Annotated in this window: 31 protein-coding genes and 2 tRNA genes; 21 read left to right on the forward strand and 12 right to left on the reverse strand. The window is 70.8% G+C overall.

Annotation, left to right across the window (positions count from 1 at the left end; all coding sequences use genetic code 11):
• The first annotated feature begins 1 nt into the window (after position 1).
• Entirely contained in the window at positions 2 to 427 is a 426-nt protein-coding gene (locus tag AB0M28_RS08125) for a MaoC family dehydratase (protein WP_365399605.1), read from the forward strand.
• A 67-nt stretch (positions 428 to 494) separates the two neighbouring features.
• Here the strand turns inward: AB0M28_RS08125 and AB0M28_RS08130 are convergent, their stop codons facing one another.
• Positions 495 to 836 (reverse strand): DoxX family protein, encoded by a 342-nt coding sequence (locus tag AB0M28_RS08130; protein WP_365399608.1) that lies wholly within the window; start codon positions 834 to 836, stop codon positions 495 to 497.
• Positions 837 to 1,000: 164 nt separating this feature from the next.
• On the opposite strand from AB0M28_RS08130, the gene AB0M28_RS08135 reads away from it, so the two are divergent.
• Entirely contained in the window at positions 1,001 to 1,570 is a 570-nt protein-coding gene (locus tag AB0M28_RS08135) for a TetR/AcrR family transcriptional regulator (protein WP_365399697.1), read from the forward strand.
• 120 nt (positions 1,571 to 1,690) lie between these two features.
• The gene (locus AB0M28_RS08140) at positions 1,691 to 3,178 is read left to right on the forward strand and encodes a DHA2 family efflux MFS transporter permease subunit (protein WP_365399611.1); all 1,488 of its coding nucleotides are present in this window, start codon (positions 1,691 to 1,693) and stop codon (positions 3,176 to 3,178) included.
• A 96-nt stretch (positions 3,179 to 3,274) separates the two neighbouring features.
• Here the strand turns inward: AB0M28_RS08140 and AB0M28_RS08145 are convergent, their stop codons facing one another.
• Positions 3,275 to 4,135: a helix-turn-helix transcriptional regulator gene (locus tag AB0M28_RS08145; RefSeq protein ID WP_365399614.1), complete on the reverse strand. Its 861-nt coding sequence runs from the start codon at positions 4,133 to 4,135 to the stop codon at positions 3,275 to 3,277.
• Between the two features lie 103 nt (positions 4,136 to 4,238).
• On the opposite strand from AB0M28_RS08145, the gene AB0M28_RS08150 reads away from it, so the two are divergent.
• Complete coding sequence (locus AB0M28_RS08150; protein ID WP_365399617.1) at positions 4,239 to 4,826, forward strand: NAD(P)H-dependent oxidoreductase; 588 nt, start codon at positions 4,239 to 4,241, stop codon at positions 4,824 to 4,826.
• A gap of 29 nt (positions 4,827 to 4,855) precedes the next feature.
• Here the strand turns inward: AB0M28_RS08150 and AB0M28_RS08155 are convergent, their stop codons facing one another.
• The 5 genes from AB0M28_RS08155 to AB0M28_RS08175 form a co-directional block, all read right to left on the reverse strand.
• Entirely contained in the window at positions 4,856 to 5,794 is a 939-nt protein-coding gene (locus AB0M28_RS08155) for a hypothetical protein (protein ID WP_365399620.1), read from the reverse strand.
• Between the two features lie 228 nt (positions 5,795 to 6,022).
• A complete protein-coding gene (locus AB0M28_RS08160; protein ID WP_365399623.1) occupies positions 6,023 to 6,310 on the reverse strand; it encodes an antibiotic biosynthesis monooxygenase in 288 nt (95 codons plus the stop codon).
• Between the two features lie 356 nt (positions 6,311 to 6,666).
• A complete protein-coding gene (locus tag AB0M28_RS08165) occupies positions 6,667 to 7,593 on the reverse strand; it encodes an SMI1/KNR4 family protein (RefSeq protein WP_365399626.1) in 927 nt (308 codons plus the stop codon).
• A 643-nt stretch (positions 7,594 to 8,236) separates the two neighbouring features.
• Positions 8,237 to 9,508 (reverse strand): hypothetical protein, encoded by a 1,272-nt coding sequence (locus tag AB0M28_RS08170; protein ID WP_365399629.1) that lies wholly within the window; start codon positions 9,506 to 9,508, stop codon positions 8,237 to 8,239.
• A complete protein-coding gene (locus tag AB0M28_RS08175) occupies positions 9,505 to 10,698 on the reverse strand; it encodes a ThiF family adenylyltransferase (RefSeq protein ID WP_365399632.1) in 1,194 nt (397 codons plus the stop codon). Before AB0M28_RS08175 ends, AB0M28_RS08170 begins: the two co-directional genes overlap by 4 nt.
• A 311-nt stretch (positions 10,699 to 11,009) precedes the next feature.
• Here AB0M28_RS08175 and AB0M28_RS08180 point away from each other — a divergent pair, with 311 nt between their 5' ends.
• Positions 11,010 to 12,320 carry a M14 family zinc carboxypeptidase gene (locus AB0M28_RS08180; protein WP_365399635.1) on the forward strand — a complete coding sequence of 437 codons (1,311 nt, stop codon included), beginning with the start codon at positions 11,010 to 11,012 and terminating at the stop codon, positions 12,318 to 12,320.
• A gap of 223 nt (positions 12,321 to 12,543) precedes the next feature.
• Here the strand turns inward: AB0M28_RS08180 and AB0M28_RS08185 are convergent.
• A tRNA-Tyr gene (locus tag AB0M28_RS08185) sits at positions 12,544 to 12,625 on the reverse strand.
• Between the two features lie 188 nt (positions 12,626 to 12,813).
• Between AB0M28_RS08185 and AB0M28_RS08190 the strand changes: the two genes are divergently transcribed.
• The gene (locus tag AB0M28_RS08190) at positions 12,814 to 13,302 is read left to right on the forward strand and encodes a YajQ family cyclic di-GMP-binding protein (protein WP_365399638.1); all 489 of its coding nucleotides are present in this window, start codon (positions 12,814 to 12,816) and stop codon (positions 13,300 to 13,302) included.
• A gap of 71 nt (positions 13,303 to 13,373) precedes the next feature.
• Positions 13,374 to 13,754, forward strand: a complete 381-nt coding sequence (locus AB0M28_RS08195; protein ID WP_365399641.1) for a hypothetical protein — start codon at positions 13,374 to 13,376, stop codon at positions 13,752 to 13,754.
• Between the two features lie 31 nt (positions 13,755 to 13,785).
• Here AB0M28_RS08195 and AB0M28_RS08200 read toward each other — a convergent pair whose 3' ends face one another.
• Positions 13,786 to 14,163: a VOC family protein gene (locus AB0M28_RS08200; protein WP_365399644.1), complete on the reverse strand. Its 378-nt coding sequence runs from the start codon at positions 14,161 to 14,163 to the stop codon at positions 13,786 to 13,788.
• A gap of 129 nt (positions 14,164 to 14,292) precedes the next feature.
• On the opposite strand from AB0M28_RS08200, the gene AB0M28_RS08205 reads away from it, so the two are divergent.
• From AB0M28_RS08205 to AB0M28_RS08220, 4 genes are read left to right on the forward strand one after another with little or no spacing between them, the layout of a single operon-like run.
• On the forward strand, positions 14,293 to 15,123 hold the full coding sequence (locus tag AB0M28_RS08205; protein ID WP_365399647.1) for a MerR family transcriptional regulator: 831 nt from the start codon (positions 14,293 to 14,295) through the stop codon (positions 15,121 to 15,123).
• The gene (locus AB0M28_RS08210) at positions 15,120 to 15,746 is read left to right on the forward strand and encodes a GyrI-like domain-containing protein (RefSeq protein ID WP_365399650.1); all 627 of its coding nucleotides are present in this window, start codon (positions 15,120 to 15,122) and stop codon (positions 15,744 to 15,746) included. Before AB0M28_RS08205 ends, AB0M28_RS08210 begins: the two co-directional genes overlap by 4 nt.
• 59 nt (positions 15,747 to 15,805) lie before the next feature.
• The gene (locus AB0M28_RS08215) at positions 15,806 to 16,447 is read left to right on the forward strand and encodes a LysE family transporter (protein WP_365399653.1); all 642 of its coding nucleotides are present in this window, start codon (positions 15,806 to 15,808) and stop codon (positions 16,445 to 16,447) included.
• Between the two features lie 31 nt (positions 16,448 to 16,478).
• Complete coding sequence (locus tag AB0M28_RS08220; protein WP_365399656.1) at positions 16,479 to 17,534, forward strand: UDP-N-acetylmuramate dehydrogenase; 1,056 nt, start codon at positions 16,479 to 16,481, stop codon at positions 17,532 to 17,534.
• 21 nt (positions 17,535 to 17,555) lie between these two features.
• On the opposite strand, the gene AB0M28_RS08225 is transcribed toward AB0M28_RS08220, so the two are convergent.
• Positions 17,556 to 18,200 carry an NAD(P)H-binding protein gene (locus tag AB0M28_RS08225; RefSeq protein WP_365399659.1) on the reverse strand — a complete coding sequence of 215 codons (645 nt, stop codon included), beginning with the start codon at positions 18,198 to 18,200 and terminating at the stop codon, positions 17,556 to 17,558.
• Positions 18,201 to 18,311: 111 nt separating this feature from the next.
• Between AB0M28_RS08225 and AB0M28_RS08230 the strand changes: the two genes are divergently transcribed.
• Positions 18,312 to 18,902: a TetR/AcrR family transcriptional regulator gene (locus AB0M28_RS08230; protein ID WP_365399662.1), complete on the forward strand. Its 591-nt coding sequence runs from the start codon at positions 18,312 to 18,314 to the stop codon at positions 18,900 to 18,902.
• 27 nt (positions 18,903 to 18,929) lie between these two features.
• Here the strand turns inward: AB0M28_RS08230 and AB0M28_RS08235 are convergent, their stop codons facing one another.
• Together AB0M28_RS08235 and AB0M28_RS08240 are read right to left on the reverse strand one after the other, a co-directional pair.
• Positions 18,930 to 20,006, reverse strand: coding sequence for an adenosine deaminase (locus tag AB0M28_RS08235; RefSeq protein ID WP_365399665.1), 1,077 nt, complete (start codon positions 20,004 to 20,006; stop codon positions 18,930 to 18,932).
• 120 nt (positions 20,007 to 20,126) lie between these two features.
• Positions 20,127 to 21,374, reverse strand: a complete 1,248-nt coding sequence (locus AB0M28_RS08240) for a pyridoxal phosphate-dependent aminotransferase (RefSeq protein WP_365399667.1) — start codon at positions 21,372 to 21,374, stop codon at positions 20,127 to 20,129.
• 241 nt (positions 21,375 to 21,615) lie between these two features.
• Between AB0M28_RS08240 and AB0M28_RS08245 the strand changes: the two genes are divergently transcribed.
• From AB0M28_RS08245 to AB0M28_RS08285, 9 genes are all read left to right on the forward strand, one after another.
• A tRNA-Trp gene (locus AB0M28_RS08245) sits at positions 21,616 to 21,688 on the forward strand.
• A 123-nt stretch (positions 21,689 to 21,811) separates the two neighbouring features.
• On the forward strand, positions 21,812 to 22,090 hold the full coding sequence (secE, locus tag AB0M28_RS08250; protein WP_365399700.1) for a preprotein translocase subunit SecE: 279 nt from the start codon (positions 21,812 to 21,814) through the stop codon (positions 22,088 to 22,090).
• Positions 22,091 to 22,131: 41 nt separating this feature from the next.
• A complete protein-coding gene (gene nusG, locus AB0M28_RS08255) occupies positions 22,132 to 22,974 on the forward strand; it encodes a transcription termination/antitermination protein NusG (protein ID WP_365399670.1) in 843 nt (280 codons plus the stop codon).
• Positions 22,975 to 23,056: 82 nt separating this feature from the next.
• Positions 23,057 to 23,206 carry a hypothetical protein gene (locus AB0M28_RS08260; RefSeq protein ID WP_365399673.1) on the forward strand — a complete coding sequence of 50 codons (150 nt, stop codon included), beginning with the start codon at positions 23,057 to 23,059 and terminating at the stop codon, positions 23,204 to 23,206.
• Positions 23,203 to 23,370: a hypothetical protein gene (locus AB0M28_RS08265; protein WP_365399675.1), complete on the forward strand. Its 168-nt coding sequence runs from the start codon at positions 23,203 to 23,205 to the stop codon at positions 23,368 to 23,370. Before AB0M28_RS08260 ends, AB0M28_RS08265 begins: the two co-directional genes overlap by 4 nt.
• Before the next feature lie 193 nt (positions 23,371 to 23,563).
• Positions 23,564 to 23,998, forward strand: coding sequence for a 50S ribosomal protein L11 (gene rplK / locus AB0M28_RS08270; RefSeq protein WP_153453000.1), 435 nt, complete (start codon positions 23,564 to 23,566; stop codon positions 23,996 to 23,998).
• Positions 23,999 to 24,076: 78 nt separating this feature from the next.
• A complete protein-coding gene (gene rplA / locus AB0M28_RS08275) occupies positions 24,077 to 24,793 on the forward strand; it encodes a 50S ribosomal protein L1 (RefSeq protein WP_365399679.1) in 717 nt (238 codons plus the stop codon).
• A gap of 119 nt (positions 24,794 to 24,912) precedes the next feature.
• Positions 24,913 to 25,710 (forward strand): hypothetical protein, encoded by a 798-nt coding sequence (locus AB0M28_RS08280; RefSeq protein ID WP_365399682.1) that lies wholly within the window; start codon positions 24,913 to 24,915, stop codon positions 25,708 to 25,710.
• Between the two features lie 132 nt (positions 25,711 to 25,842).
• Entirely contained in the window at positions 25,843 to 26,658 is an 816-nt protein-coding gene (locus AB0M28_RS08285; protein ID WP_365399685.1) for a hypothetical protein, read from the forward strand.
• Positions 26,659 to 26,781 lie beyond the last annotated feature (123 nt).

Below are 26,781 nucleotides of genomic sequence, written 5' to 3' on the forward strand. Positions count from 1 at the left end.
CATGACGGTCTCGTACGACTCGGTCGCCGTCGGCGACGAGCTGCCCGCGCAGAGCTTCGCCGTGACACGCGCCACGCTGGTGCAGTACGCGGGGGCCTCGGGGGACTTCAACCCGATCCACTGGAACGAGAAGTTCGCCAAGGAGGTCGGGCTCCCCGACGTCATCGCGCACGGCATGTTCACCATGGCCTCCGCCGCCCGCGTGGTGACGGACTGGGCGGGCGACCCGGGCGCGGTCGTCGACTACGGCGTGCGCTTCACCAAGCCGGTCGTCGTGGCGAACGACGACAGGGGCGCTGTGATCGAGGTCTCCGGCAAGATCGCGGCCAAGGACGACGAGGCGCGGACGGTGCGCGTGGACCTGACGGCGGTCTCGGACGGCCAGAAGGTCCTGGGTATGGCGCGGGCCACGGTGCGGCTGGCGTAGCCGCCCTTGGCGGGTGTACGTGGACGGGGCGGCCGTGCGGGCCGCCCCGTTCGTCTTGGGGTGTTCGTCACATCGCCAGCACCAGGCTCCCGGCCACCGGGGCCAGGTACAGCAGGGGGAAGGGGATGTGCGAGTACCACCGGGCGCGGATCACGGTGATCACCGCGCCGGTGAAGTACAGCACGAGGGCGATCCCCGCCGCGGTGCCCACGGCCGGCACGAACAGCCCGGCCAGCAGACCCAGCGACCCGGCGGCCTTCGCCGCGCCCAGGTAGGGCAGCCAGGCCATGGGGACGCCGTAGTCCTTCATGGGCTGCACGACCCAGGCGGCGCGCGCGAAGACCGAGACGGCCGAGAATGCTACGAAGAGGGCGGCGAACACGGTGACGATGACGTGGGCGGTGGACATCTCGGGTCTCCTTGTCGGATGCGCGGTTCGCGGCGGTGCGGGGTGCGCGTTCGGTACGTCGACCCGCGGCGGCGGGGGAGTGTGACAGGAGGCGGAAAAGAATCTTGGGCGATCCCGCTTGACTTAGTTAGTGATTGGACACTAACTTAGTACCCATGACGAGGATGAGCGCAGAGGAGCGACGCGAGAGCGTCATCCGCGCCGCGATCACCGAGTTCGGCCGCGCCGGCTACGACGGCACGTCGACCGAGGCCATCGCGAAGCGGGTGGGCGTCTCGCAGCCGTACCTCTTCCGCCTCTTCCCCAACAAGCAGGCGATCTTCATGGAGGCGGCGCTGCGCTGCCTCCACGACACCCAGCAGGTGCTCGACGAGGCGGTCGAGCCCTACGGCCCCGACCAGCAGGAGGAGGCGGGCCTCGCGATCGCCGTTGCGTACCAGAAGCTCGTCGCCGACCGGGACATGCTGCTGATGCAGATGCAGATCTACGTCGCGGTGGCGAAAGCCGAGTCCGCAGGGGACCACGAGTTCGGCAAGCCGATCCGTGCCGCCTGGGCGCAGATGTACGACTCGATGCTGCTGGTCTTCGGCGGCGACCACATCCGCACTGCCGAGCACTTCTCCTTCGGGATGCTGATCAACGTCCTCGTGGCCCTCGGCTTCCCCGGCGACCACCGGGTCTGGGCCGGCTTCTGGCCGGAGAGCCGCGAGGCCATCCCCGACCCGAGCCGCTGAGGCGGCGCCCTTCCTGTACTTGGCTTCCCCCCACACTTCGTTTCACCGCTCCACCCGCACCACCTGGGCATTCTTCTGCCCAGCGAAGTTATTGAGTAATAACTACCTGACGGAGGAGTCATGAACACCCCGACCGGGACACAGTCCCCGACCGACACCGCACCCCGCCGCGGCACCGCCGCCTGGGCACTGATCGTCACCAGCGTCGCCAGCTTCATGGGCGCGCTCGACAACCTGGTCGTCACCACCGCCCTCCCCGCCATCCGCGAGAACCTCGGCGGCGGACTGGAGGACCTGGAGTGGACGGTCAGCGCCTACACCCTCACCTTCGCCGTCCTGCTGATGTTCGGCGCCGCCCTCGGTGACCGCTTCGGCCGCCGCCGGATGTTCGCGGCCGGCATCGGCATCTTCACCGCCGCCTCCGCCGCGGCCGCCCTGGCCTCCGGCATCGACGGCCTCGTCGCCGCCCGCGCCGTACAGGGCGTCGGCGCCGCCCTCCTCATGCCGCTCAGCCTCACCCTGCTCACCGCCGCCGTCCCCGCCGCCAAACGCGGCGCGGCACTCGGCGTCTGGGGCGCCGTCCAGGGCATCGCCGTCGCCGCCGGACCGCTCGTCGGCGGCGCGCTCACCGAGTACATCTCCTGGCAGTGGATCTTCTGGCTGAACGTGCCGCTGGGCATCGCCCTGATCCCCCTCGTGCTGCGCAAGCTCGACGAGAGCCACGGCGCCAACAACCGCCTCGACATCCCCGGCACCCTCCTGGCCAGCGGCGGCCTGTTCGGCATCGTGTACGGCCTGATCCGCGGCAACGCCGACGGCTGGACCTCCCCCGGCGTCCTGCTCGGCCTGTTCGCCGGTGCGTCCCTGCTGATCGGGTTCGTCCTGTGGGAGCTGCGCGCCGAGCACCCCATGCTGCCGATGCGCCTCTTCCGCAGCCGCAGCTTCAGCGCCATCAACGCCGCCAGCCTGCTGATGTTCGTCGGGATGTTCGGCTCGATCTTCCTGCTCAGCCAGTTCCTGCAGGGCGTCGGCCAGTACTCCCCGACCGAGGCCGGCGTACGGATGCTGCCCTGGACCGGCATGTCGCTGATCGTCGCGCCCATCGCCGGTATCCTCTCCGACCGCATCGGCGGCCGCCCCGTCGTCGCCACCGGCCTCGCGCTGCAGGCCCTCGGCCTCGGCTGGATCGCGGTGCGGCTCTCGGCGGACTTCTCGTACGCCTCCTACCTGCCGGCCTTCGTGATCAGCGGCATCGGCATGGCGATGTACTTCGCCCCCGCGGCCAACGTGGTCATGTCGTCCGTACGCCCCGCGGAGCAGGGCATCGCCTCCGGCGCCAACAACGCGCTCCGCGAGGTCGGCGGCGCCCTCGGTGTGGCGGTCCTGGCGGCGGTCTTCGCGTCCCGCGGCGGCTACGAGTCCGCCCAGGCGTTCACCGACGGCCTGCGTCCCGCACTGTGGGCCGGAGCGGCGGCGGTCGCGGTCGGCGCGGGGGCGGCGCTGCTGATCCCGGGGCTGCGGAAGGCGGACGGGCGGGTTGTGGCGGGGGCTTCGGCCGGCTCGGGCGATTCGGCCGACGCGGAGGAGAGGGTGGCGGTCAAGCTCTGAGCACCCTCCGGAACGGCACGGGCCCCCGCGTGAGCGGGGGCCTTCGTGCTGGAGGGACGGCTGGGGGCGGCGTGGGCGTGGGTGTTGGTGCCCGTGTTATGACGCCTGGCCGGTCACCACCCGCAGCCCGGCGGAGTGTCCCGCGCCGATCCGCCGCAGCGCGGCCTCCGTCCCCGGATCCGCCGGAAGCTGGACGACCATCCGCTGCCCCTCGTCCCCGGGCAGCTCCAACGTCTCGTACGCCAGCCGCAGTTCACCGGCCTCCGGATGGACGAGCCGGACCACCCCGCTCGCCGCGGCCGGCCCGGGCACCCGCTCCATCCGGCCGGTGAACTCCGCACCGGCCGTCACCGTCAGCTCGTCCGCCAGCTCTGCGCCGTAGGACGTCGCCCGCATCGCCCACTGCTTCAGCGCGGCGACCTCCTCGTCGGCGACGCGGTCCCAGTCGGGGAAGACCGCCCGCGCCCGCTCGTCCGCCAGCACGAACCGCGCCACGCACGGCGGATCGCCGTCCAGCAGGCCGAGGGGCCGTGCCAGCCGCTCGTACCCCCGCGTCCACGCCAGCAGCTCACCCAGGCCGTTGAGTACGGCGGCCGGCGCCGGCTCCAGCCGCGCCAACAGCTCCCGCACCATGGGCCGCACGACGCGCTCCGGCGCGTACGCCGTGCACATCCCGCCGCTCCGGGACTTCACCAACCGGTGCAGATGGACCCGCTCGACTGCCCCCAGCCGCATGGCCGTCGCGAGGGCGTCCAGCACCTGCGGCGACGGCCGCCGGTCCCGGCCCTGTTCGAGGCGGGTCACGTACTCCGCGCTGACGCCGGCGAGCGTGGCGAGTTCCGACCGCCGCAGCCCCGGCGTGCGGCGCCGCGACCCGGCCGGCAGACCCACCTCGGCGGGGGTGACGGCTTCGCGGCGGCTGCGCAGGAAGAGGCCGAGTTCGTTGTCGTCGCTCACGCCTCCGAACGTAACAGGGCCGGCCGCACCGGATCGTGGCCCTGCCACTACCAGCCTCGGCCCGGTCTCCCTGTCCGGCCGCGCGGACCCCAGGCTGGGGGGCATGACGACGCAGACACACCTCAACCTGGCAGTGATCACCGGCAGCGTCCGGGAGGGGCGCTTCGGGCCCGTGGTGACGGACTGGTTCACCCGGCAGGCCGGGGAACACGGCCGCTTCACGGTGGACGTGATCGACCTGGCCGACGTACCCCTGCCGCTGGAACTGCCGCCCGTACCCCCGTCGATGGAGCCCGATCCGCAACGCCCGGCCGGCATGGCGGCGCTCACCGACCGCCTGGCGGCGGCGGACGCGGTGGTGCTGGTCACCCCCGAGTACAACCGCAGCTTCCCCGCCTCCCTGAAGCAGGCCGTCGACTGGCACTTCACCCAGTGGCAGCGCAAGCCCGTGGCGTTCGTCGGCTACAGCGGCGGCACGGGCGGCGTCCTGGCCATCGAACAGCTCCGCCAGGTCCTCGGCGAACTCCAGGCCCACACGGTCCGCGAGTACGTCTCGTTCCCCCGCTACTACGAGCACTTCACGGCCGACGGCGCCTGGCAGGCCCCCGGCCACGCGGCGGCGGACGCGAAGGTGATGCTGGACGAACTCACCTGGTGGGCGCAGGCACTGGCGGCGGCGCGTCGGGGCTGACGACGAGGGGCGCGGCCGGGTGGGGCTGCTCAGCCGGTGCAGGCGGGTACGGGGACGGGCCCGCCGCAGTTGTCCGGGAGGTTGCCGCGTACGGGGGAACGGGTCAGGCGCACGCTGCTGTCGAGGCTGTTGAAGACGCCGCCGCCGTCGTGGGCGGCGGTGTTGGCCTCGACGGGGGTGCGGGTCAGCCGCACCGAGCCGCCGAGGTCGTTCCAGATGCCGCCGCCGTCGGTGTACGCCGTGTTGCCGTTCACGGTGGAGTCGGTCAGCCGCACAGTGCTGCCGTAGATGTTGTAGATACCGCCGCCGGACCGCGCCGCGGAGTTGCCGCTCACGGTGGAGTCGGACAGCCGCACCGAGCTGTCGAAGTTGTTGTAGATGCCGCCGCCGTCGATGGTGGAGGTGTTGTGACGGACGGTGGTGCCGGCGAGCCGCGCCGCACCGAAGTTGATGAAGCCGCCACCGGAGTGGGCGGTGTTGTCCCGCACCGTGGTCCCGCTCAGCCGCATCGTGCCGCGGACGCCGTTGTAGATGCCGCCGCCGGCGCCGCCGGTGTTGTTCTCCACCGTGGAGCGGGTCACGTCGAGCACGCCGCCCCTGTTGAGGATGCCACCGCCGTCGCCGGCGCGACCGTTGGCGACGGTGAGCCGGTCCAGCCGTACGCGAACGGCTCCGGTCACGGTCACGGTGGACCCGGCCTGGTTGCCGTCGAGGACGGCGGCCTGGACACCGACCAGGCTCAGATCCCTCCCGATGACGAAGTTCCCGGTGCAGGTCCCCTTGACCAGCAGCGTCGCCCCAGCCCCGGCGGCATCGATGGCGGGCTGCAGCGCCCCCGCATCGCCCGAGCAGTCCACCACGGCCGCATCCCCGGCCACGGCGGGCGCGGCCGCACCCATCCCGACCACCCCCGCCACGACCACCGGCACCCACCGACGCCACGTCACCCGGCCTGCTCGCGTACGCATCCATCTCCTCCAGTCCGCCCGGACGGACCCCGCCCGCGCGTGGCCCTGAAGGTCCAACGTCAGGCACGGGCATCCCGGCGTTCCGGACGCCGCCCCGGCGGCGACGGCGGCGTCACCCGGATGGGGGGGCGGGCCGCGACGGGCGCAGCGCTCGCGAGGTGGGAGAGGCGCGCTGACCAGCACCGGAACTCCGGGCGGCGCGTGAGTCGATCGATGCCGACGGGAGCGCTATCGGCGATCGAAGCTGTAGCTACGCTCCACCTTGCCGACGTGGAGGCTGTAGGCGTCGTACCAGTGCTCGCGTCCATGACGCTGTACGGCCTGGTGCTCGGTGTTCTGCCGCCAGACGGCGAGGGACGCCTCGTCGCGGAAGTAGGCGACGGTGATGCCGATGCCGCCGGGAGTGCGCGCGGACTCGTAGCCGAGGAAGCCGGGGATCTCCTGGACGATCTCCTTCATACGGTCGAGGGCCTCGGCATAACCCTCGGGGTTGTCGGGCCGGATAGAGGTGAACACGGCTGTGTAGTAGGGGGGTTCAAGACCCGCCACAAGGCGCTCGCTGGACATGTGGATCACTCTCAGCCGCCCGGCGCCCGGGTGTCCAGAAGGACAGCCGAAAGGGATCCAAGCCTTTACCCTGGGCCGACTCCAGCGAGGCGGCCGGAGCGATTGACCGCAGACGTGACCTCGGCGCCGCGGGTTGAGTGGATCCTGGGCAACTTCGCATCGTCGCCGTCCTATTAACCGACAACGAGAAGAACCACCGGCGTGGCAGGGCCTTGTGGCGCTGGAGTGGCTCTTCGACGAACAGGTGGTCAACCTGGTCGATCCAACGGTGTTGACGGTTCCGTCGTGGGTGCTGGCGACCCGCTTCAGTGGCGGACCGGGCGCTGGTAGGTCTGGAACCAGTGGGTGTCGAAATAGCGGGCGGTCGAGTGGGGGTGCCGGAGGTCGGTGAGCATTCGGTAGATGAACTCTGCGGCTGAGCCGTCGAAGCGTTCCCAGTCGGCGTCGGAGTCGCCGGCTTCAGCAAAGAGGACCGGCCACTGGTCGGGATCGGGGTCTTCGGGGAGCCAGCAGAAGCGGATCTCTTGTTCGCAGCCCGCCCACCACAGCAGACGCACTGGAGCGTCGTGGACGCCGCGTGGAGCCCATGTGTAGGCGCCGTGGGGTTCGGCCCAGCTGGGAAAGTCCTTGTTGGCCTCGACCAGGTCTATAGCGCCGGGTGGTGCATCGGGGAGGAGAAGGTCCAGGAAGCCGTCGAAGGCGCCGTCTCCGAAGCGCTCGACGAGCTGTTTGTAGTCCGCGGGCAACGCCGTGCCGAGTTCAGCCTCGATTGCCGGCCAATCGACGACGTGGACGCGCTCTTCCTGCCATCCGGTGATGCCAACGAGGCGATCCACCCAAGACGCATCGGGTGTCAACTCGTCCGGCGCGACCGCATGGCGCTCCGCGACGAGCGCAACGGACCGCGTGCCGTCGCCCACGCGCACGATGCCGCACGCGACCCACGCGTTGCCGTAGGACCACGCGCGTAGCTCGACGATCTGCTCGCGGACCGGATCGACCACCGGCAGCCCCGTGCGCTCGGTGAGAGTCGGATCGACGTACCCGTCCGTGGCGAGATTCCTCGGCACACCGAAGTGCCTGCTCATTTCGTCCAGCAGAGCGGGAAAGCCGACATCTTCCGCCTCGGCAAGGCACACGTGCCCGGACCCGTGCCCCTCCTCGCCGCACGCCAGCTCCATATCGGAGCGGGCGAGCGCATGCACAGCCGCCAGCAGTTCCCGCTCGTCCATGTTGGAAGTCAAGCACGAGTGCAGGCGGCGTGACCATGAGGACAGCGCGGGCACACGGTCTGCGGATTGGCGACTGTCACCTGCCGCGCCGCGGGCTCGGCAAATGTGCAGACCTCAGAGCAAATGCCCACCTGGCCTGGTCTGTCGCGCCCGAGACCGATACCCGCCCCACAAGTGCCCCACAGAGGACCGCGCCGCCGCCCGGGCAGCACGATTCTCCGAAGCGCGTGCAGGAATGGGCGTCGCCCCCGACGAAGTGTCCGTGCGCGGAAACAAGCAGGCCGGACCAGTCGTCCGCCCCGTAAACCATGCGTGGCAGATGACCTGCCGAGAAGCGAACCGTAGTGTCGAGGACCAGATCGCATGCGTCCTCGACGGGGGCGCCGCCCAGAAGCGGAGCCCGGTCCCGGACATACCGAACCTCTTGGGCTGGCACCTCGACCGAAGGGCGCTGACCTTCCTCGCGGCAGTTGGTGCCGAACTAGATGTAGACGAGTACGACATGACCTTGGACGAGGACGCCGGTGCCATCGTTACACCACTCCAGCGGACGTGACCGGCACTCTGTGCGGTCCGCACCAAGAACCACTCGACGCCGTCGGCACCAGACACGGGATTGACCCCTGCCTCCCGGCCTGACGAACTACCGGTAGGGAGCGTGAGGGCGAGACTCTTTACGCCCTTTGCCAGCCGTGCGGTTCCTGCCCCGCCACCATGTCACAGCCCAGAGGACGTGGACACCTCCGAGAACGACGATCACCACGATCGAATCGATCACCCGCACCGGTGACTCGTGTGCCCGCAACCCGATCAGTGAGCGGACGATCAGATGGGCGTCGGCGGGCAGTGTAACCGCAGCGAAGAACGCCAAGCACAGCAGCGTGCCGAGGCCCTGGACCACGCTGTACCCGCGCACCGCACGCCGCTCCCGCGCGGGCAGGTCCTTCAGGGGGTGGGCCGCCGCGTCCCGCACGCCGGGCCGCAGCGTCCAGCGGGACGCCAGGTACCGGAGGTAGGCGCGGGCGTCGCCGTGTAGGTTCCGGCACCCCATCAGATCCTGTAGGACGAAATAGACGTCGGTCCTCATGAACACCAGGAACTGGAAGGGGATCGGCAGTACTGCCATCAGGGCCACGAGGGAGAGGGCTTTTCCGGCCGCCCCGGTGGGATTCGTCATCGCCAGTCCGATGGTGGCGGCCGAGGCGACGGCGAGGTTGACGCCGATTCCGGCCAGGTACGCGGTGAGTCTGTGGCGCCGCGGAGCCGTCTCTATGCCGCTGATGTCGGTCTGTGCCACCAGAAACTGCAGGCGGGTACCCAACGTGATCCTGCCCGGGACGCCGGATGCCCGGGCCGTGACGAGGTGGCCCAGTTCGTGCAGGAAGACCAGGGTCCAGCCCACGCCGAAGGCAGCCAGGAGGACCAGACTCCCGAACGGGCTCCACAGCAGTGCTCGGTAGCTGGGGAGCAGTTCCGGCCGACCCACCAGGACGACCGACGCCGCGACTGCCAGTAGCGCCAGCAGCCCGGGCCAGACCGGGCTCAGCGACCATGCGGTGTGCCGCTGTCGCAGCCAGGGCAGAGTCGCCGCCGCGGGGGGCGGCGAGTCCACCGGACGGCCGTCGACCGTGGCTACGAAGCCCAGCTCCGTGAGTGACCGCAGATAGTCCGGGACGTCGAAGTCTGCTCCGGCCTCAGACCTGAGGCGTGCCGCGGCGCTCCCGACGGTGCCACCGCCCCGCAGCAGTTCGATGACCCGGATGCCCTCCGCGGGCAGTGCGACGAAGGTGCGGTTCGCACGCCGTCCGACGATCCAGTCGGCGCCGTCCTCCCGTATGGCCAGTTCATGGAACTCCACCCGGGTCGAGGGACCGAAGCGCGGCGTCTGCCCGGCAGCCGCGGGGGATGTCGTCACCGCTTTGCCCGCCTGGCTGCCTCCGTACTCAGATCGGTGCAGGCGGGGCAGTCGGCTCGCCTCGGCCGTCGGTCTGCGCTGGGCTCACCGGGCCGCATGAGGTTCAGTCCTATCCTGAGGCCGGGTTCCAGCTGTGGGATCCCGGTGAGCAGGGCGATCGCGGCGTAGGCGAGTAAGCCACCGGACAGGCCCGCCGTCACGGAGTTGGCCGCGCCGAACGCCGGCGGCGGTGCACTGTACTGGGGGCGGCCCGCCGCGGATGAGTCCAGGCGCAGATCACGCTCCTCCGACTCCCAGGTCCGGAGGCATTCCCAGCAGGCGCCGCGTCCGGGGGAGAAGACGCTGACAGCGACGATCGGCCCCTGATATCCGCCGTCGACCCAGGGCAACCCGAGTTCCAGACAGACCTGGTTCGCCCAGTTCCGGATCGTCGGCGGATCGTCGGCCGCCAGCACGAGCAGGTCGAAACGGTCGGAGGAGCCGCTGCCGTCGTCCGGCGCCGGACAGGTCTCGAGAAGCTCTTTCAAGCCATCCGCGCCGCGGACGGCACGCTGCTCGCCCGTGACCCGCACGTCGGAGTTGACCTGTTTCAGCTCGCGGACAGCCGCGTCCACCTTCGCTTGGCCGATGTCCGCCTCCCGGTACAGCGACTGCCGGTTGAGATTCGACAGCTCCACCACGTCGGGATCGACGCAGTGGACGTGCCCCACTCCGGACGCGACGAGGTGTCTGGCGGCGGCACTACCTGTCCCGCCGGTTCCGACGATGAGCACCCGGGCGCGGCGCAACCAGAGCTGGGCCTCCCAGGCGCTGGGGCGCGGCGTCTTGTCCATCCATCGCAGCAGGGCAACGCCCCGCCCATACCGTTCCTGCTCCTGGCTGGAGAGATCCGTAGGGCAGCGCGCCCCGGCGTCATCGACGAACCCCGCGTCGAGCAGGTCGGACATCACGTCCAGGACCTCGTCGGGCGGGACGTCGCTGTGTTCGGTGGTGACCGCTCCCACGATTTCCCGAGTGCTGTGACTGCCGTCCATGGCCCGCACCAGCGTCCAGAGCCAGTCGTCCGTCGCCTCGATTTCGACCCCGATCCCGTGGGTCGTGCTTCCGAGGCGGACGTGCCCGTCGCGCGTACGGTAGCCGCGGTGTTCGGGCTTGATGCGCGGTCGCTCCATGCCCTGGATAGTGATCACGACGCCGACCCTCCCGAGCCTTGTCCGAAAAGCACTGTCGACATGGCAGCCCGACCGGTGATGCACTGCACGAGCAGCATCGTGAGGTCTCAACCGTCCGTCAAGACCCGGCAGAACCAGTCGGGTTGATGAGGAGTGCACATGGCGCTGAAGAAGATCCAGATCCGTCCGCTGGACAAGAAGGAAACCACCGTCAACTGCGGAGACTCGAACGCCTGAGTGATTGTCAGGTGAGCTTCGTGCGCCCGCGGTCATCGATGGCCTGCGCCGGCGATGACCGCGGCGCAACCGTGGCAGAAGGGGGCAGGGCGGTGGCGGAGGAAAGCTATCTGGCGGTCGATCAAGCGGCGGCGCGGGCCGAGGGGCTGGTGCGCCGGTATCCGGGGCGGGCACGGTTGTGGACGGCAGGACATTCGAGGTCCGGGGCGCCGCTGCGGGTGCTGTCCGTGGCGGGCGGCGAACAGAACGTGCTGGTCGTCGCGGGGCCCCATGCCAATGAGCAGACCGGGGCGGTGGCCTGTCTCCTGCTGGCCGAAGCCGTTCTGTCCGGCGAGGACGTTGCCGGCCTCGGCCCTCTGCCCGGCTGTTCCTGGCACTTCCTGCTGAGCCTCGACCCGGACGGCGCCCGGCTCAACGAGGGCTGGATGCCGCGGCCGGACGGTATGGCCGGCTACTACCGCCATTTCTTCCGTCCGGTCTTCGCCGAGCAGCCCGAGTGGATCCCCGACGACGCCTCCCGGCCGATGCTGCCCGAGACCCGGGCCCTCATCGGCCTCCTGGACGAACTGACTCCGGTTCTCCAGTGCAGTCTGCACGGTGTCGACCTCGGCGGCAGCTATGTCGTGACGACGCGGGAGCTTCCCGGCCTGGCGAAACCGTTCACCGACTCCGCCCGGTGCGCCGCCATCCCCGTCGACGCCGGCCCCTTTGACGCGTACTACTGGCCCAGCGTGGCTCCGGGCGTGCACGTACTGCCCCGGCCCGGCGAGCCGGGCAGCCAGTTCGCCGCGCTGCTGCACAGCACCGAGAACTCCACCTGGCGCTACCCGGAGCGGCACGGCACGGCCACGGCCGTCATCGAGGTCCCCATGTGGGCCGCCGACGCCGTCAGCAGCGCCGACCTCCACCCGGACCCGGCCGGGGCTCGCTCCCGTGCCTGCGCCTATCTGCGCGACGCGGGCGGTGAGGTGGCCGGCCTGTACGCACGGGCGATCGACCACGTCGGCATCCACGAGGACGCCGAAACAGGCCCCCTGCTCCGTACCTGCCGGCGCTTCCTGCGCCTGTGCCCGGAACTCGCGGCCGAATGGTCCGCGCAGGACTGGCCTGCCACGGACACGATCGCCCACATCACCGCACTGGAACTGGCCGCACGCCAGGCCCCCTTGCGCGCGGCCTCCCCACTGCTGCGGCTGCTGTCCCGTACGTCTGCCGCGAAGGCGCCCGACGCCTTCGTGCGACGCGAGGGCGCGGAGCTCAAGGAGCTGGCCGAGAAGCTGACGATACGACTGGCCGAGGACTTCGCCACCCACTTCCCGGCCCGCCCGGTCCCCCTCGATCAGCAGGCCGCCCACCAGGCCCGCACGGTTGTCGCGGCTGCCCGCTCCGTGCTCCACCGTTGAAGCCGGGGCCTGCGGTGAGCGTGCTGGGGTGCTGCACGGACCGGTGTGGGGACGGGAGTCGGCTGTGAGGTCCGCTTCCGTGTATCGGCGGCCGGCCGTTTGAGCCCAGGGACGCTGCTCGGCGAGGGGCGCCAGGCAGCGGTTCGAACCTGGGGAGGCGGCGCGACGTGGGGGTGAGAACACCAGAGCCCCCGACCAGAATCAGTCAGGGGCTCTGCTCGTGTGGCGGCGCGTGGATTCGAACCACGGAAGGCTGAGCCGGCAGATTTACAGTCTGCTCCCTTTGGCCGCTCGGGCACACCGCCAGGGTTTGTCGGTCTTGGATCCGCGCTGCGCGCTTTCCTTGGCGACGACGTAAACCATACCTGATCCCGGGGGGTGGTCCGCCACTCGGTTGTTCGCGGATGGATCACGGTTCGGGTGGCTAGGCTGGCCCCTGGTCCCGTGTGGGGCCAGTGGACTGACCCATCTATGTGCGAGGAGCCGCGGAATCATGGCCGACTCCAGTTTCGACATCGTCTCGAAGGTCGAGCGGCAGGAGGTCGACAACGCCCTCAACCAGGCCGCCAAGGAGATCTCCCAGCGTTACGACTTCAAGGGCGTGGGCGCTTCCATCGCCTGGTCGGGCGAGAAGATCGAGATCCGGGCCAACTCCGAGGAGCGGGCCAAGGCCGTGCTCGACGTCTTCGAGACCAAGCTGGTCAAGCGGGGGATCTCGCTGAAGGCGCTGGACAGCGGGGAGCCGCAGGCGTCCGGCAAGGAGTACAAGCTGTCCTCCTCCATCAAGGAGGGCATCTCCCAGGACGACGCCAAGAAGCTCGGGAAGATCATCCGGGACGAGGGCCCGAAGGGCGTGAAGGCCCAGGTGCAGGGCGACGAGCTGCGGGTGAGCTCGAAGAGCCGGGACGACCTGCAGGAGGTCATTCAGCTCATCAAGGGGCGGGACCTGGACTTCGCCGTCCAGTTCGTGAACTACCGCTGAGCCCGGCCACGACACGCCCCTCGTCGAGGTGCGGTACGCGCACCTCGACGAGGTCGCCGTAGGGTCGCCGGGTGGACAGCGCGTGGGTTCTGTACGGGGGCGGGGGCCGGGCCTACTCCGGCGCGGAGGCCCGGCTTCTGCTGCGTAACCGGATGGACCACGGGAGCCTCGAGACGTGGTTCGTGGACGGCGCCGGGCGGATGCTCGGCGTCGTCGCCAACGGCGAGCGGGCCATGGTCCTGCTGCTGGGCGCGGCGGGCGATCCGGGTGAGCATCTCGTCGACCCGGGCGCGCCGGGGGACTCGGGGGGCTACGTGCTCGCCAACGGCCAGGTCGATGTGTACGCCGACCGGGACACCGTCCCCTTCGACCGTGCCTGCCGTGCCGTGGCGCACCTCATCGACGTGGGCGGATGGCCCCCCGACGCCACGGTCGCCGAAAGCGACGGATAAGCGGCGGCCAAGCCGACACCCCCCGGCACCCTCAGCCCTCCCCCCGCTCCGCCCCGCTCCGCAGGACGCAGAACTCGTTGCCCTCCGGGTCCGCCAGGACCGCCCAGCCCGTGCCGTCGGGGTTGCGGTGGTCGGCGACGAAGGTGGCGCCGAGGGTGAGGATGCGCTTCACCTCCTCGTCGCGGGGGATGTCCGGGCGCAGGCACAGATGGAGGCGGTTCTTCACCGTTTTCGGTTCCGGGACCTCGTTGAAGTGCAGGGTGAGGCCGGTGGGGAGGAGGACCTGCGTCTCCTCGTGGCCGGGCCGGCTTTCCGGGTGTACGGGCGCGGCCGTCACCTCGGCCCAGAAGCGGGCCAGTTCGTAGGCGTTGGCGCAGTCGATCGCGACGTTCTGGATCTCCGAAGGCATCCCCAGAGCCTGCCGTCTGCGCCGCCGCCCCGCGAGCCGTTTTCCCGAACGCGCGGAAACCTCCCGAACGAACGAGCGTGCCCGCGCCTCGATGGACCCTCCCCCCATGGGAGGGCACAGCATGGCCCCATGAACGACGGACTCCTCACCATCGGCCGCTTCGCCCGCCTCTGCCGGCTGAGCGTGAAGCAGCTGCGGCATTACGACGAGACCGGCGTCCTCAGACCCGCCCGCGTCGACGGTGCCACCGGCTACCGCTACTACGCCCCGGAGCAGGCCCGCGACGCCCTGACCGTGTCCCTGCTGCGGGATCTGGACGTACCCCTGGCCGTGATCCGGGAGGCGCTGGCCGCCGACGCGGCCGGCCGGCGGGGGATCCTGCAGGGCGAGCGGGACCGGCTGGCCGAGCGGATCGCGCGGGACGAGGTGCGCCTCGGGATGCTGGACCGGCTGGCCGACGGCCGGCTGCCCGGTTACGAGGTGCGGCTGACGGACGAGCCGGCGCGGCGGCTCGCCGTCGTACGGGCCCGGACCACGGCGGACGGGATCGCGGAGACGGTAGGCGTCGGTATCGGGCAGCTGATGGGAGCGCTGGGCGGCACGGGGCGCTGGGTCCCGCCGCTGTGGGGGCTCTACCCGCTGGACCTCGGCGACGGGATGCGGATCGCCGTCGGCGCCGAGCTGACGGACGCCGCCGGCCCGCCACCCGGGACCGACCCCGAGGCCCTCCCCGCCTGCCGCGTCGCGGAGGCCGTGCACCACGGCCCGTACGCCCAGCTGCCCCTCGCCTACAACGCCCTGTTCGCCTGGGTCCACGAGCGCGGGCTCGACCCCCGCGGCCCCGCCCGCGAGGCGTACGTGGTGGGGCCGGGCGAGGCGGAGCCGGAGGAGCTCGTGACGCGTGTGCTGCTGCCCGTGGAGGAGACGCGTGTGCTGCTGCCCGTGGAGGAGGAGCGATGAGCCGCAACGACAACGCGACGGACCTGAAGGCCGTCCACCGCCCCCTCTACACCGCCCGCCCCACCCCCGCCCTCGTCACCGCGCCCCCGCTCCCGTTCCTGACGGCCGACGGCTCCGGCGACCCGGACGGCCCCGGCTACCGGGAGGCCGTCGAGGGGTTGTACGCCGTGGCGTACGGCGTCCGCGCCGCGCTGAAGGGTGCCGGGTTGCCGCCGTACCCGGTGATGCCGCTGCAGGGGCTGTGGTGGAGCGACCGGCGGGAGGACTTCGCCGCGGGCGGGGACCGGTCCCGGTGGCAGTGGCGGATGATGATCCTCCAGCCGCCCCAGGCCGATCCGGGGCAGGTCGCGGACGCGATCGCCGCCGCCGTACGGAAGGGGCGGGCGGGTGCCGAGCGGGTCCGGCTGGAGACCTTCGACGAAGGGCTCGCCGCCCAGATCCTGCACATCGGCCCGTACGCCGACGAACCGGCCACCCACCGGCGGCTGATGGCGTTCATCGAGGCCGAGGGCTGCGAGGTCGCCGGCGACCACCACGAGATCTACCTCTCCCACCCGGCCCGCACCGCCCCGGAGAAGCTCCGCACGATCCTGCGCTATCCCGTACGCCGGACGCGGGCCTGACCGCCCCGCCCGCAAAGCGCGCTTGATCACCCACCCCCGCCCGCGACACCATGCCCCCCATGGCCGAAGTCATAGCTGTAGCCGTCATCACCGTCCTCGCCGTCGTCAGCCCGGGCGCGGACTTCGCCATGGTCGTCCGCAACAGCTACCTCCACGGCCGTACCGCCGGCCTCCTCTGTGCCGTCGGCATCGCGCTCGGCGTGTGCGTGCACGTGGCGTACACGATGCTCGGCGTGGGGCTGGTGATCGCGAAGACGCCCGAGCTGTTCACGGCGATCAAGCTGGTCGGCGCGGGCTACCTCGTCTATATAGGGATACGGACCTTCCTCACCCGCACCCGCGTCGACATCGACCTGCACGACGGAGGCGGCGACCTGCACGACGGGGGCGGCGGTCTGTCCCGCGCCGGCGCGCTCCGCACCGGCTTCCTCACCAACGCGCTCAATCCCAAGACGACCCTCTTCGTCGTCAGCACGTACACCCAGGTCGTCGACGCGGACACGCCGCTGCTGCAGCAGCTCGGCTACGGCGCGTTCATGTCGTTCGCGCACTGGGCGTGGTTCAGCGCTGCGGCGCTGTTCTTCTCCAACGAGCGGCTGCGCGCCCGCATGCTGCGCGCCCAGCGGACGCTGAACCGTGCGATCGGCTCCCTGCTGGTCGCCCTCGGCGTGATGCTCGCCTTCGCCCCGTCCGGGCACTGACCGGCCGCCCCGCCCCCGTACGCTTGACCCCGTGCAGGTAACCCAGAACGCCCCGCTCGCCCCGCTGACCACCTTCCGGCTCGGCGGTCCCGCCGACCGGCTCGTCACCGCGACCACGGACGACGAGGTCGTCGCGGCGGTGCGGGAGGCCGACGCGGCCGGTACGCCGCTGCTGATCGTCGGCGGCGGGTCGAACCTGGTGATCGCGGACGCGGGTTTCCGCGGTACGGCCCTGCGCGTCGCGACCCGCGGCGTCCGCCTGGACGGCACCGGCCTGGAGCTGGCGGCCGGCGAGAACTGGTCCGACGCCGTCGCCCGTACCGTCGACGCGGGCCTGGCGGGTGTGGAGTGCCTGGCCGGGATCCCGGGCTCGGCGGGGGCGACGCCGATCCAGAACGTGGGGGCGTACGGGCAGGAGGTCGCCGAGACGATCACGGAGGTCGTGGCGTACGACCGCCGCGCCGGCGAGACGGTGACCCTGCGCAACGAGGAGTGCGGCTTCTCGTACCGCCACAGCCGCTTCAAGGGCGACCCGGAGCGGTTCGTCGTCCTTCGGGTGCGCTTCCGGCTCGAGGACGCGGGCGGGCTGTCGGCGCCGATCCGGTACGCCGAGACGGCCCGGGTGCTGGGCGTGGAGCCGGGGCAGCGGGTGGCGGCGGAGGCGGCCCGTGAGACGGTGCTGAAGCTGCGCGCGGGGAAGGGCATGGTGCTGGACCCGGAGGACCACGACACGTGGTCGGCGGGGTCGTTCTTCACCAACCCGATCCTGGACGGGGCGGCGTTCGCGGACTTCGTGAAGCGCGCCGCGGACCGGCTGGGCCCGGACGTCCACCCGCCGGCGTTCCCGGCGGGGGAGGGGCTGACGAAGACGTCGGCGGCCTGGCTGATCGACCGCGCGGGCTTCACCAAGGGCTACGGCGACGGCCGGGCCCGTATCTCCACCAAGCACACCCTGGCGCTCACCAACCGCGGCCGGGCGTCCACGGAGGACCTCCTGGCCCTGGCCCGCGAGGTCCGCGACGGGGTCCGCGAGGCGTTCGGCGTGACCCTGGTGAACGAGCCGGTGACGGTGGGCGTGCGGCTCTGAGCCGCCCAGGGGCGAGCACCCCTACCCACCCGCCCCCAGCCCCACCACCTGCTTGTACGTACCCTCATCCGCCACGCACTCCAGCATCGCCAGCGCCAGGTCCGCCCGCCCCAGCGTCCCCGCGCGGGGCACGTTGGCGCCGACGGCGCGGCGGTAGTGGCCGGTGAACGGCTTGTCGCCGAGGTTGCCGGGCCGTACCGCCGTCCAGTCCAGGGCGCTGGCGCGCAGCTCCGCCTCCATGGCGGCGAGGTCGGTGTAGACCGGCTTGAGGAGCCTGCCGATCAGCGGATAGAGGACCCGCTTGTTGAGGGCGGACTCGTCGGCCGCGGGCGCGCCGACGGGCGCGGCGCTGATGGTGACGACGCGCCGGGTGCCGGTCTCCTCCATGGCGCGCACGACGGCCCGGGCGGACGCTTCGGCGATGCCCGTCCTGCGGGGCGAGGTGGGCCCGATGCCCGACAGCACGGCGTCGCGTCCGGCGACGAGGGGGCGCAGCGAGGCGGGGTCGGTGACGGCGGCGACGGTGACGACCTCCAGCCCGTCGCCGCTGACGGTGAGCCGTGCCGGGTCCCGGACCACGGCGGTGACCTGGTGTCCGGCGTCGAGCGCCTGGCGGACGATCTCCTTGCCGGTGCCGCCGGTGGCACCGAAGACGGTGAGCCTCATGTCCGCGCTCCCTTCCTGGGTGGGTGAGTGTTCACCCACCCATGCTACCCCCGAGGGTGGGTGAACACTCACCCACCGGGGTAGGGTGGACGGGTGCCGCAGAGTCCCCCCGTGAAACCCGCCCGCGAGCGCCTGATCGACGCCGCGGATAAGCTGATGCGTACGACGGGCCTGGCCAGCGCGACCACCAAGGCCATCGCCCGGGAGGCGGGCTGCTCCGAGGCGGCGCTGTACAAGCACTTCACCAACAAGGAGGAGCTGTTCGTCCGGGTTCTGAAGGACCGGCTGCCGAACGTCGGCCCGCTGCTCGCCGAGCTCACCGCCGACCCGGGGGAGCGCACGGTCGAGCAGTGCCTGACGGAGATCGCCCGCCAGGCCTCGGTCTTCTACGCCGACGCCTTCCCGATGGCGTCCTCCCTCTTCGCCGAACCGGCCCTGCTGGAGCGCCACCGCCAGGGGCTGCGCGACCTGGGCACGGGGCCGCACATGGTGCTGGACGGGCTGGTGCGCTATCTGGAGCGCGAACGCGACCGCGGCCGCCTGCGCCCGGCCGCCGACCCGGCCGCCGCGGGCGCGCTGCTGCTCGGGGCGTGCTTCCAGCGGGCGTTCTTCCTGCACTTCTCGGGCACGGACGCGGTGCGCCCGGTGGCGGACTTCGCGCCCGCCGTGGCCCGTACGACGTGGGAGGCGCTCAAGCCGTAGGCGCGGACCATACGACGTGGGAGGCGCTCAAACCGTAGGGACCGGTGCGGGGGCGGGCGCCAGCCACCCGTCGATCCCCGCCAGCAGCCGCCCCCGTACGTCCTCCGGCGCCACCGACCCCCGTACGGACTGCCGGGCCAGCTCCGCCAGCTCCTCGTCCGTGAAGCCGTGGTGCTCGCGCGCGAGTTCGTACTGGGCGGCCAGCCGCGTACCGAACAGCAGCGGGTCGTCCGCGCCCAGCGCCATCGGCACGCCCGCGTCCCACAGGGCGCGCAGCGGTACGTCCTCGGGCTTCTCGTACACCCCGAGGGCCACGTTCGACGACGGGCACACCTCGCAGGTCACGCCCTCCTCCGCGAGCCGGCGCAGGAGCGCGGGGGACTCGGCGGAGCGGATGCCGTGCCCGATGCGACCGGCGCGCAGGTCGTCGAGGCAGTCCCGTACGCTCGCCGGCCCGGTGAGCTCCCCCCCGTGCGGGGCGGCGAGCAGCCCGCCCTCCCGGGCGATGTGGAAGGCGCGGTCGAAGTCGCGGGCGAGCCCGCGGCGTTCGTCGTTGGACAGCCCGAAGCCGACGACGCCCTGACCGGCGTACCGGACCGCGAGCCGCGCCAGCGTGCGGGCGTCCAGGGGGTGCTTCATCCGGTTCGCCGCGATGAGCACCCGGATCCCCACGCCGGTGTCGCGCGAGGCCGCCTCCACGGCGTCCAGGATGATCTCGATGGCCGGGATCAGCCCGCCCAGCCGCGGGGCGTACGAGGTGGGGTCGACCTGGATCTCCAGCCACCCGGAGCCGTCCGCGACCTCCTCCTCGGCGGCCTCGTGCACGAGGCGCCGGATGTCCTCGGGGGAGCGCAGACAGGACCGCGCGATGTCGTACAGCCGCTGGAACCGGAACCAGCCCCGCTCGTCGGTCGCCCGCAGCTTGGGCGGCTCACCGCTGCTCAGCGCCTCCGGCAGGTGCACGCCGTACTTGTCGGCCAGTTCGAGCAGGGTGCCGGACCGCATGGAACCGGTGAAGTGCAGGTGCAGATGGGCCTTCGGCAGCAGCCGGACATCACGAGCGCGCGGGGGGTTCGGGGGGTTCCCCCCTGAAGAGGGGTGCATCTGCCGATCCTGCCTCACCGGGTGCGGCGCGCGGAAGCCGATCAACCAGAACGGGGGCTTGCCCGAAAACAAGTCCGGGCAAGCCCCCGTCGTGGAGTGTCGGGAGAGGGTGTCAGGCGCTCAGTCCTGCGCCTCCGCCAGCAGCTTCTGGATCCGGGACACGCCCTCGACGAGGTCCTCGTCGCCCAGGGCGTACGACAGCCGCAGATAGCCCGGCGTACCGAAGGCCTCGCCCGGGACCACGGCGACCTCGACCTCGTCGAGGATGAGCGCCGCCAGCTCCACGGAGGTCTGCGGGCGCTTACCGCGGATCTCCTTGCCGAGCACGCCCTTGACCGACGGGTAGGCGTAGAAGGCGCCCTCGGGCTCGGGGCAGACGAAGCCGTCGATCTCGTTCAGCATCCGCACGATGGTCCGGCGCCGGCGGTCGAACGCCTCGCGCATCTCGGCCACGGCCGACAGATCGCCGGAGACGGCCGCGAGCGCCGCGACCTGGGCCACGTTGGAGACGTTGGAGGTGGCGTGCGACTGCAGGTTGGTCGCGGCCTTCACGACGTCCTTCGGGCCGACGATCCACCCGACCCGCCAGCCGGTCATCGCGTACGTCTTGGCGACGCCGTTGACCACGATGCACTTGTCGCGCAGCTCGGGGACGACGACCGGGAGGGAGTGGAAGGACGCGTCGCCGTAGACGAGGTGCTCGTAGATCTCGTCGGTGAGCACCCACAGGCCGTGCTCCGCGGCCCAGCGCCCGATCTCCTCGATCTGCGCGCGGGAGTAGACGGCGCCGGTCGGGTTGGAGGGGGAGACGAACAGCAGCACCTTCGTACGGTCGGTGCGGGCCGCCTCCAGCTGCGCCACGGACACCCGGTAGCCGGTGGTCTCGTCGGCCACCACGTCGACGGGGACGCCGCCGGCCAGGCGGATCGACTCGGGGTAGGTGGTCCAGTACGGGGTGGGGACGATGACCTCGTCGCCCGGGTCGAGGATCGCCGCGAACGCCTCGTAGATGGCCTGCTTGCCGCCGTTGGTCACCAGCACGTTCGCCGGCTCCACCTCGTACCCGCTGTCGCGCAGCGTCTTCGCGGCGATCGCGGTCTTGAGCTCGGGGAGCCCGCCCGCGGGGGTGTAGCGGTGGTACTTCGGGGTGCGGCAGGCCTCGACGGCGGCGTCCACGATGTAGCCGGGCGTCGGGAAGTCGGGCTCGCCGGCGCCGAAGCCGATCACCGGGCGGCCGGCCGCCTTCAGGGCCTTCGCCTTGGCGTCGACGGCGAGCGTCGCGGACTCGGAGATCGCACCGACGCGGGCCGACACCCGGCGCTCGGTGGGGGAGGTTGCGGCTGCGCTCTGTGCGGGTCCATCGGTCATGGGGCCCATCGTTCCAGACGCCCGGCCGCGCGGGCACACCGGTTTCACAGGGTGGGCACGGCCGTGGGACGGGTGGGAATACCCGTACGGCTCAGCGGGCGGAAAAGCACCTTCGGCGGCCCCCGTTCGACGTGCGGGCTCCGAGCACGTACACTCATCCCTCGTGCCCTCAGCAGCGGCATTCCGGTACGTGCTCCTCTCGGCGCACGGAGCGGGATACGGTAGGTTGAGGTCGTCACAAAGGGTCGTAGCTCAATTGGTAGAGCACTGGTCTCCAAAACCAGCGGTTGGGGGTTCAAGTCCCTCCGGCCCTGCTGCACGCATCCGCCTGCCGGATCGCGGCGCGCCTTAAAGCACCAAGTAATGCAGCGATGCACATCGCCGTGCGGCTCAACCGGGCGCGGCACGGCCACGACCCGGGATCAGGTGAGGACGCAGTGACGGAAGCCATCGGCTCCACCGCAACGCCTGAGCGCCCTGACGGCGACACCAAGACCGCCAAGAAGGGCGGCAAGCGCGGCAAGAAGGGCCCCCTCGCGAGGCTCGGACTGTTCTACCGCCAGATCATCGCCGAACTGCGGAAGGTCGTCTGGCCGACACGGCACCAGCTGACGACGTACACCACGGTGGTCATCGTCTTCGTTGTCATCGTCATCGGCCTCGTTACCGTGATTGACTTGGGTTTCACCGAAGTCATGAAGTACGTCTTCGGCTGACCCTTTCGCGCAACCCTTAGTACCAGGAAGAAGCAGCCATCGTGTCTGACCCGAACCTGAACGACGCAGTCGACGCCCTGGAGGGCGAGGAGACTGCGGCGGTCGCCGACGTCGAGGGCGACGCCGCCGAGCAGGTCGAGGCGGAGGACGAGTTCGCCGCTGCCGACGCCGGGGACGCCGACGAGGCCGAGGAGTCCGACGACGCCGAGGAGTCCGACGACGCCGAAGGCGACGAGGACGAGACGGCCGAGGAGGCCGCCGCGCCCGTCGACCCGGTCGAGGCCCTCCGCACGGAGCTCCGCAGCCTCCCCGGCGAGTGGTACGTCATCCACACCTACGCCGGCTACGAGAAGCGCGTGAAGGCGAATCTCGAGCAGCGTGCCGTCTCGCTCAACGTCGAGGACTTCATCTACCAGGCCGAGGTGCCCGAGGAAGAGATCGTCCAGATCAAGAACGGCGAGCGCAAGAACGTCAAGCAGAACAAGCTGCCGGGCTATGTGCTCGTCCGTATGGACCTGACGAACGAGTCCTGGGGCGTCGTCCGCAACACCCCGGGCGTCACCGGCTTCGTCGGCAACGCCTACGACCCGTACCCGCTGACCCTGGACGAGATCGTCAAGATGCTCGCCCCGGAGGCGGAGGAGAAGGCCGCCCGCGAGGCCGCCGAGGCCGAGGGCAAGCCGGCGCCGGCGCGCAAGCTGGAGGTCCAGGTCCTGGACTTCGAGGTCGGCGACTCGGTCACCGTCACCGACGGCCCCTTCGCCACGCTCCAGGCCACGATCAACGAGATCAACCCGGACTCCAAGAAGGTCAAGGGCCTCGTCGAGATCTTCGGCCGCGAGACGCCGGTCGAGCTCAGCTTCGACCAGATCCAGAAGAACTGACGCCTCAGACTTCACAGAGGGCCCCTGGCCGGCGGTTTTCCGTCGGCCGGGGGTTTTCTCGTACCCCGGGAGGGCTGCTGCCGTGGAGTTGGTCCCGCCCACGGGCGTACGCGTCGCGCACACCGCGCTCGGCATCGCACCAGGGCTGCCGGCCTGCGCCCTCGCCGTCCAGGCCGAGGGAGCCGCGGAGCTGGGCCTGGCGGCTGTCGTCGTGGGGCTGATCACCGAGTGACCGGGTTCCCCGCGCTGCGGTGGACCGCTCCCGGCGGACGGCGGCGGTGGACGCCGGTCATCGCCTTCATGACGGCCTCCGGGGAGAGCGCGCGTACGGCGCAGGCCAAGGAGCGCAGCGTGCACCGGCTGCGGCGGTGGGCCGCCGACGGGCGGCAAGACTAGGGTTTCGCCCGAAATCGGCCGTTTGTGCGGGCCCTGACCTGGGCGATTTCATTCCGCACCGGGGTAGCGGTTATCGTGGTGCGGTATGCCATCTGCCTGGATGCACCTGTGGGAACAGATGTATCCGTATGCCTCGTGAAGGCGCAGACGGCAGTCTCACAGAGAACACTCTCGTATCTGACCCGGAGAGAGCATGCCTCCCAAGAAGAAGAAGGTCACGGGGCTTATCAAGCTCCAGATCCAGGCCGGTGCCGCTAACCCGGCTCCCCCGGTCGGCCCCGCGCTGGGCCAGCACGGCGTCAACATCATGGAGTTCTGCAAGGCCTACAACGCCGCGACCGAGTCGCAGCGTGGCATGGTCGTCCCGGTGGAGATCACGGTCTACGAGGACCGTTCCTTCACCTTCGTGACCAAGACTCCGCCGGCCGCGAAGCTGATCCTCAAGGCCGCGGGTGTGGAGAAGGGCTCCGGCGAGCCGCACAAGACCAAGGTCGCCAAGATCACGGCCGACCAGGTCCGCCAGATCGCCGAGACCAAGATGCCCGACCTCAACGCGAACGACATCGACGCCGCGTCGAAGATCATCGCCGGTACCGCCCGTTCCATGGGCATCACCGTCGAGGGCTGACCACCTCCACCCCCTTACGTGGCAGGGCCAAGCGCTGGTCCGTAGACCACGACCTCCACGACAAACCAGGAGAACGCAGTGAAGCGCAGCAAGACTCTCCGCACGGCTGACGCCAAGGTCGACCGCACGCGGCAGTACGCCCCCCTCGAGGCCGTCCGCCTCGCCAAGGAAACCTCCTCGACCAAGTTCGACGGCACCGTCGAGGTCGCCATGCGGCTGGGCATCGACCCGCGCAAGGCCGACCAGATGGTCCGTGGCACCGTGAACCTTCCGCACGGCACCGGCAAGACCGCCCGGGTCCTGGTCTTCGCGACCGGTGACCGTGCTGCGGCCGCGGAGGCCGCGGGCGCCGACATCGTCGGCTCCGACGAGCTCATCGACGAGGTTGCCAAGGGGCGTCTGGACTTCGACGCCGTTGTCGCCACCCCGGACCTCATGGGCAAGGTCGGCCGCCTGGGCCGCGTGCTCGGTCCCCGTGGCCTGATGCCGAACCCGAAGACCGGCACCGTGACCCCGGACGTGGCCAAGGCCGTGACCGAGATCAAGGGCGGCAAGATCGAGTTCCGCACCGACAAGCACTCGAACCTGCACTTCATCATCGGCAAGTCGTCCTTCGACGAGGCCAAGCTGGTCGAGAACTACGCCGCGGCGCTGGAGGAGATCCTCCGTCTGAAGCCGTCGGCCGCCAAGGGCCGCTACATCAAGAAGACCACCATCACCACCACGATGGGCCCCGGCATCCCGGTCGACCCGAACCGCACCCGCAACCTGCTCTCCGAGGAGCCGGTCGTCTGAGCGGTCGTCCGCTGACCTGAAAAGGCCGGGCCCGGTTCCCTCGGGGGAACCGGGCCCGGCCTTTTCGCGTCCTCCCCCGCGGACGTCTTATGCGGGCTTTATTCGAGGAGATCAGGCTCATGCGCATGTCCCGGCCGCTCGTCCTCGCCGCCTCCACCGCGCTCCTGGTGCTTCCGCTGTCCGCCTGTGGCGGCGATGAGCAGGATCCGGCCAAGGCCCTTCGGGACGCCGTGTCCGCCGTGTCCGGGAAGGGCTCCGCCGAGTTGGTGATGGAGACCCGGGACCCGGAGGACGGCACGTCCACGAGGGAGGGGAAGTTCAGCTGGAAGCCGGGCTCCAGGGGCGCGGACGTCGTCATGCAGACCGCTGACAGCAAGGACTTCGAGCAGCTGGCCGGCTCCGACGGCAAGGCCCGGCTGCTGTCCGGCAAGGACTTCTTCTACGTGGAGCTCGACTCCCCGCTGAACGGCAGGAAGTGGCTGGACCTGAGCGGCGACAGCGGCTCCGAGCAGGACACCACGCCGGACAACGGCCCGGAGACGGCCATCGCCGCACTGGCCACCGCCGACGATCTGAAGAAGGCCGGCACGGAGAAGGTGAACGGCCAGGACACCGACCACTACACCGGCACCGTGGACGTGGCGGAGCTGGCAGAGACCAAGCTGCAGGGCGTCTCCGGCAACTCCCGGGACGAGTACGCCGAGAACCTCAGGAACCAGGGCCTGAAGAAGGTCCGTATCGAGGTCTGGATCGGCGACGACGGCCTGGCCGTACGCACCGTCGAGTCGGGCAGGACCGCCAAGGGCGCCTACCGGGAGACCGTCGACATCAAGAGCTACGGCGACGGCTTCACGGTCGACAGGCCCCCGGCCTCCGAGGTGGCGACGCTGGAGGAGTTCGTGCGGAGCCTGCAGTGACTACGGGCCACCCGCGGACTGCCCGGTTCCGGCAGTCGCCGGGGGGCTTTCCTGCCGTGAAAACCGCTGTCGGGCCCCCGGCCCCGTCCGATTGACTGAAGGCACCACCGCAGACCCCTGGGGGGAAGAACCATGTACCGCAACGCCATCCGCGGCGGCGCCGCCGTCGCGACCGCCGTACTCCTGACCGCGGGCGCGGCGGCCTGCTCCGCCGAGGACACCGCCAAGACGGCCGCCGAGGCGATCGCGCTGATCGCGGACAAGGCCGACAAGAGCGGCTCCGCCGAGATCGTGGCGACCACCGAGATGCCCGCCCTGCCGCAGCCGGTGAGGATGGAGGGCATCTACACCTGGGGCGACGGCCTGGCCATGCGCGTCGAGATGGACGCGGACTCCGTGGGCATGGGCGAGCTCGTCTCGGACGGCACCGTCGAGACCCGCTTCGTCGACGGCGCGTACTACTACAGCGTCGACCCCCAGGCGTCCGGTCCGCTGAAGGACAAGCACTGGATGCGGATCGACGCCGAGGCGATCCTCGGCCAGGCCGGCGCCAACCAGCTCAGCTCCAGCAACCAGGACCCCATCGCGGGCGTGAAGGCCCTGAAGTACGCCGACGACGTCTCGAAGGTCGGCGAGGAGAAGATCAACGGCAAGACGGCCACGCACTACCGCGGCGTCTACACCAAGGACGACATCGAGAAGAAGGCCGACGACCTGTCGGAGAAGGACCGCGACTCCATGCTGGAGTCGCTCAACCAGGCCAAGATCGACGAGATCACCGTCGACGTCTGGGTGGCCGACGACCTCCCGGTCCGGATCAAGCAGGACATGGGCCAGATGACGGTCACGATGGACTTCAAGAGCTTCGGCAAGGCCCGGACGATCGAGGCACCGCCCGCGTCCGACACCGCGGACATGACCGACGCCGTGAAGGCCCAGCAGAGCTGATCGCCCCCGGCGATCAGTGCCCGGCCACGGCACCCCGGCGGTCGCGGCCGCCCTGAGCGTGAATCCGCTCTCCCTGGGTCCGCACACTCAGGTCAGGGGCACGGGACTGATAGCCCTGACGCC

This window comes from Streptomyces sp. NPDC051940 (assembly GCF_040680895.1).
GTDB lineage: Bacteria > Actinomycetota > Actinomycetes > Streptomycetales > Streptomycetaceae > Streptomyces.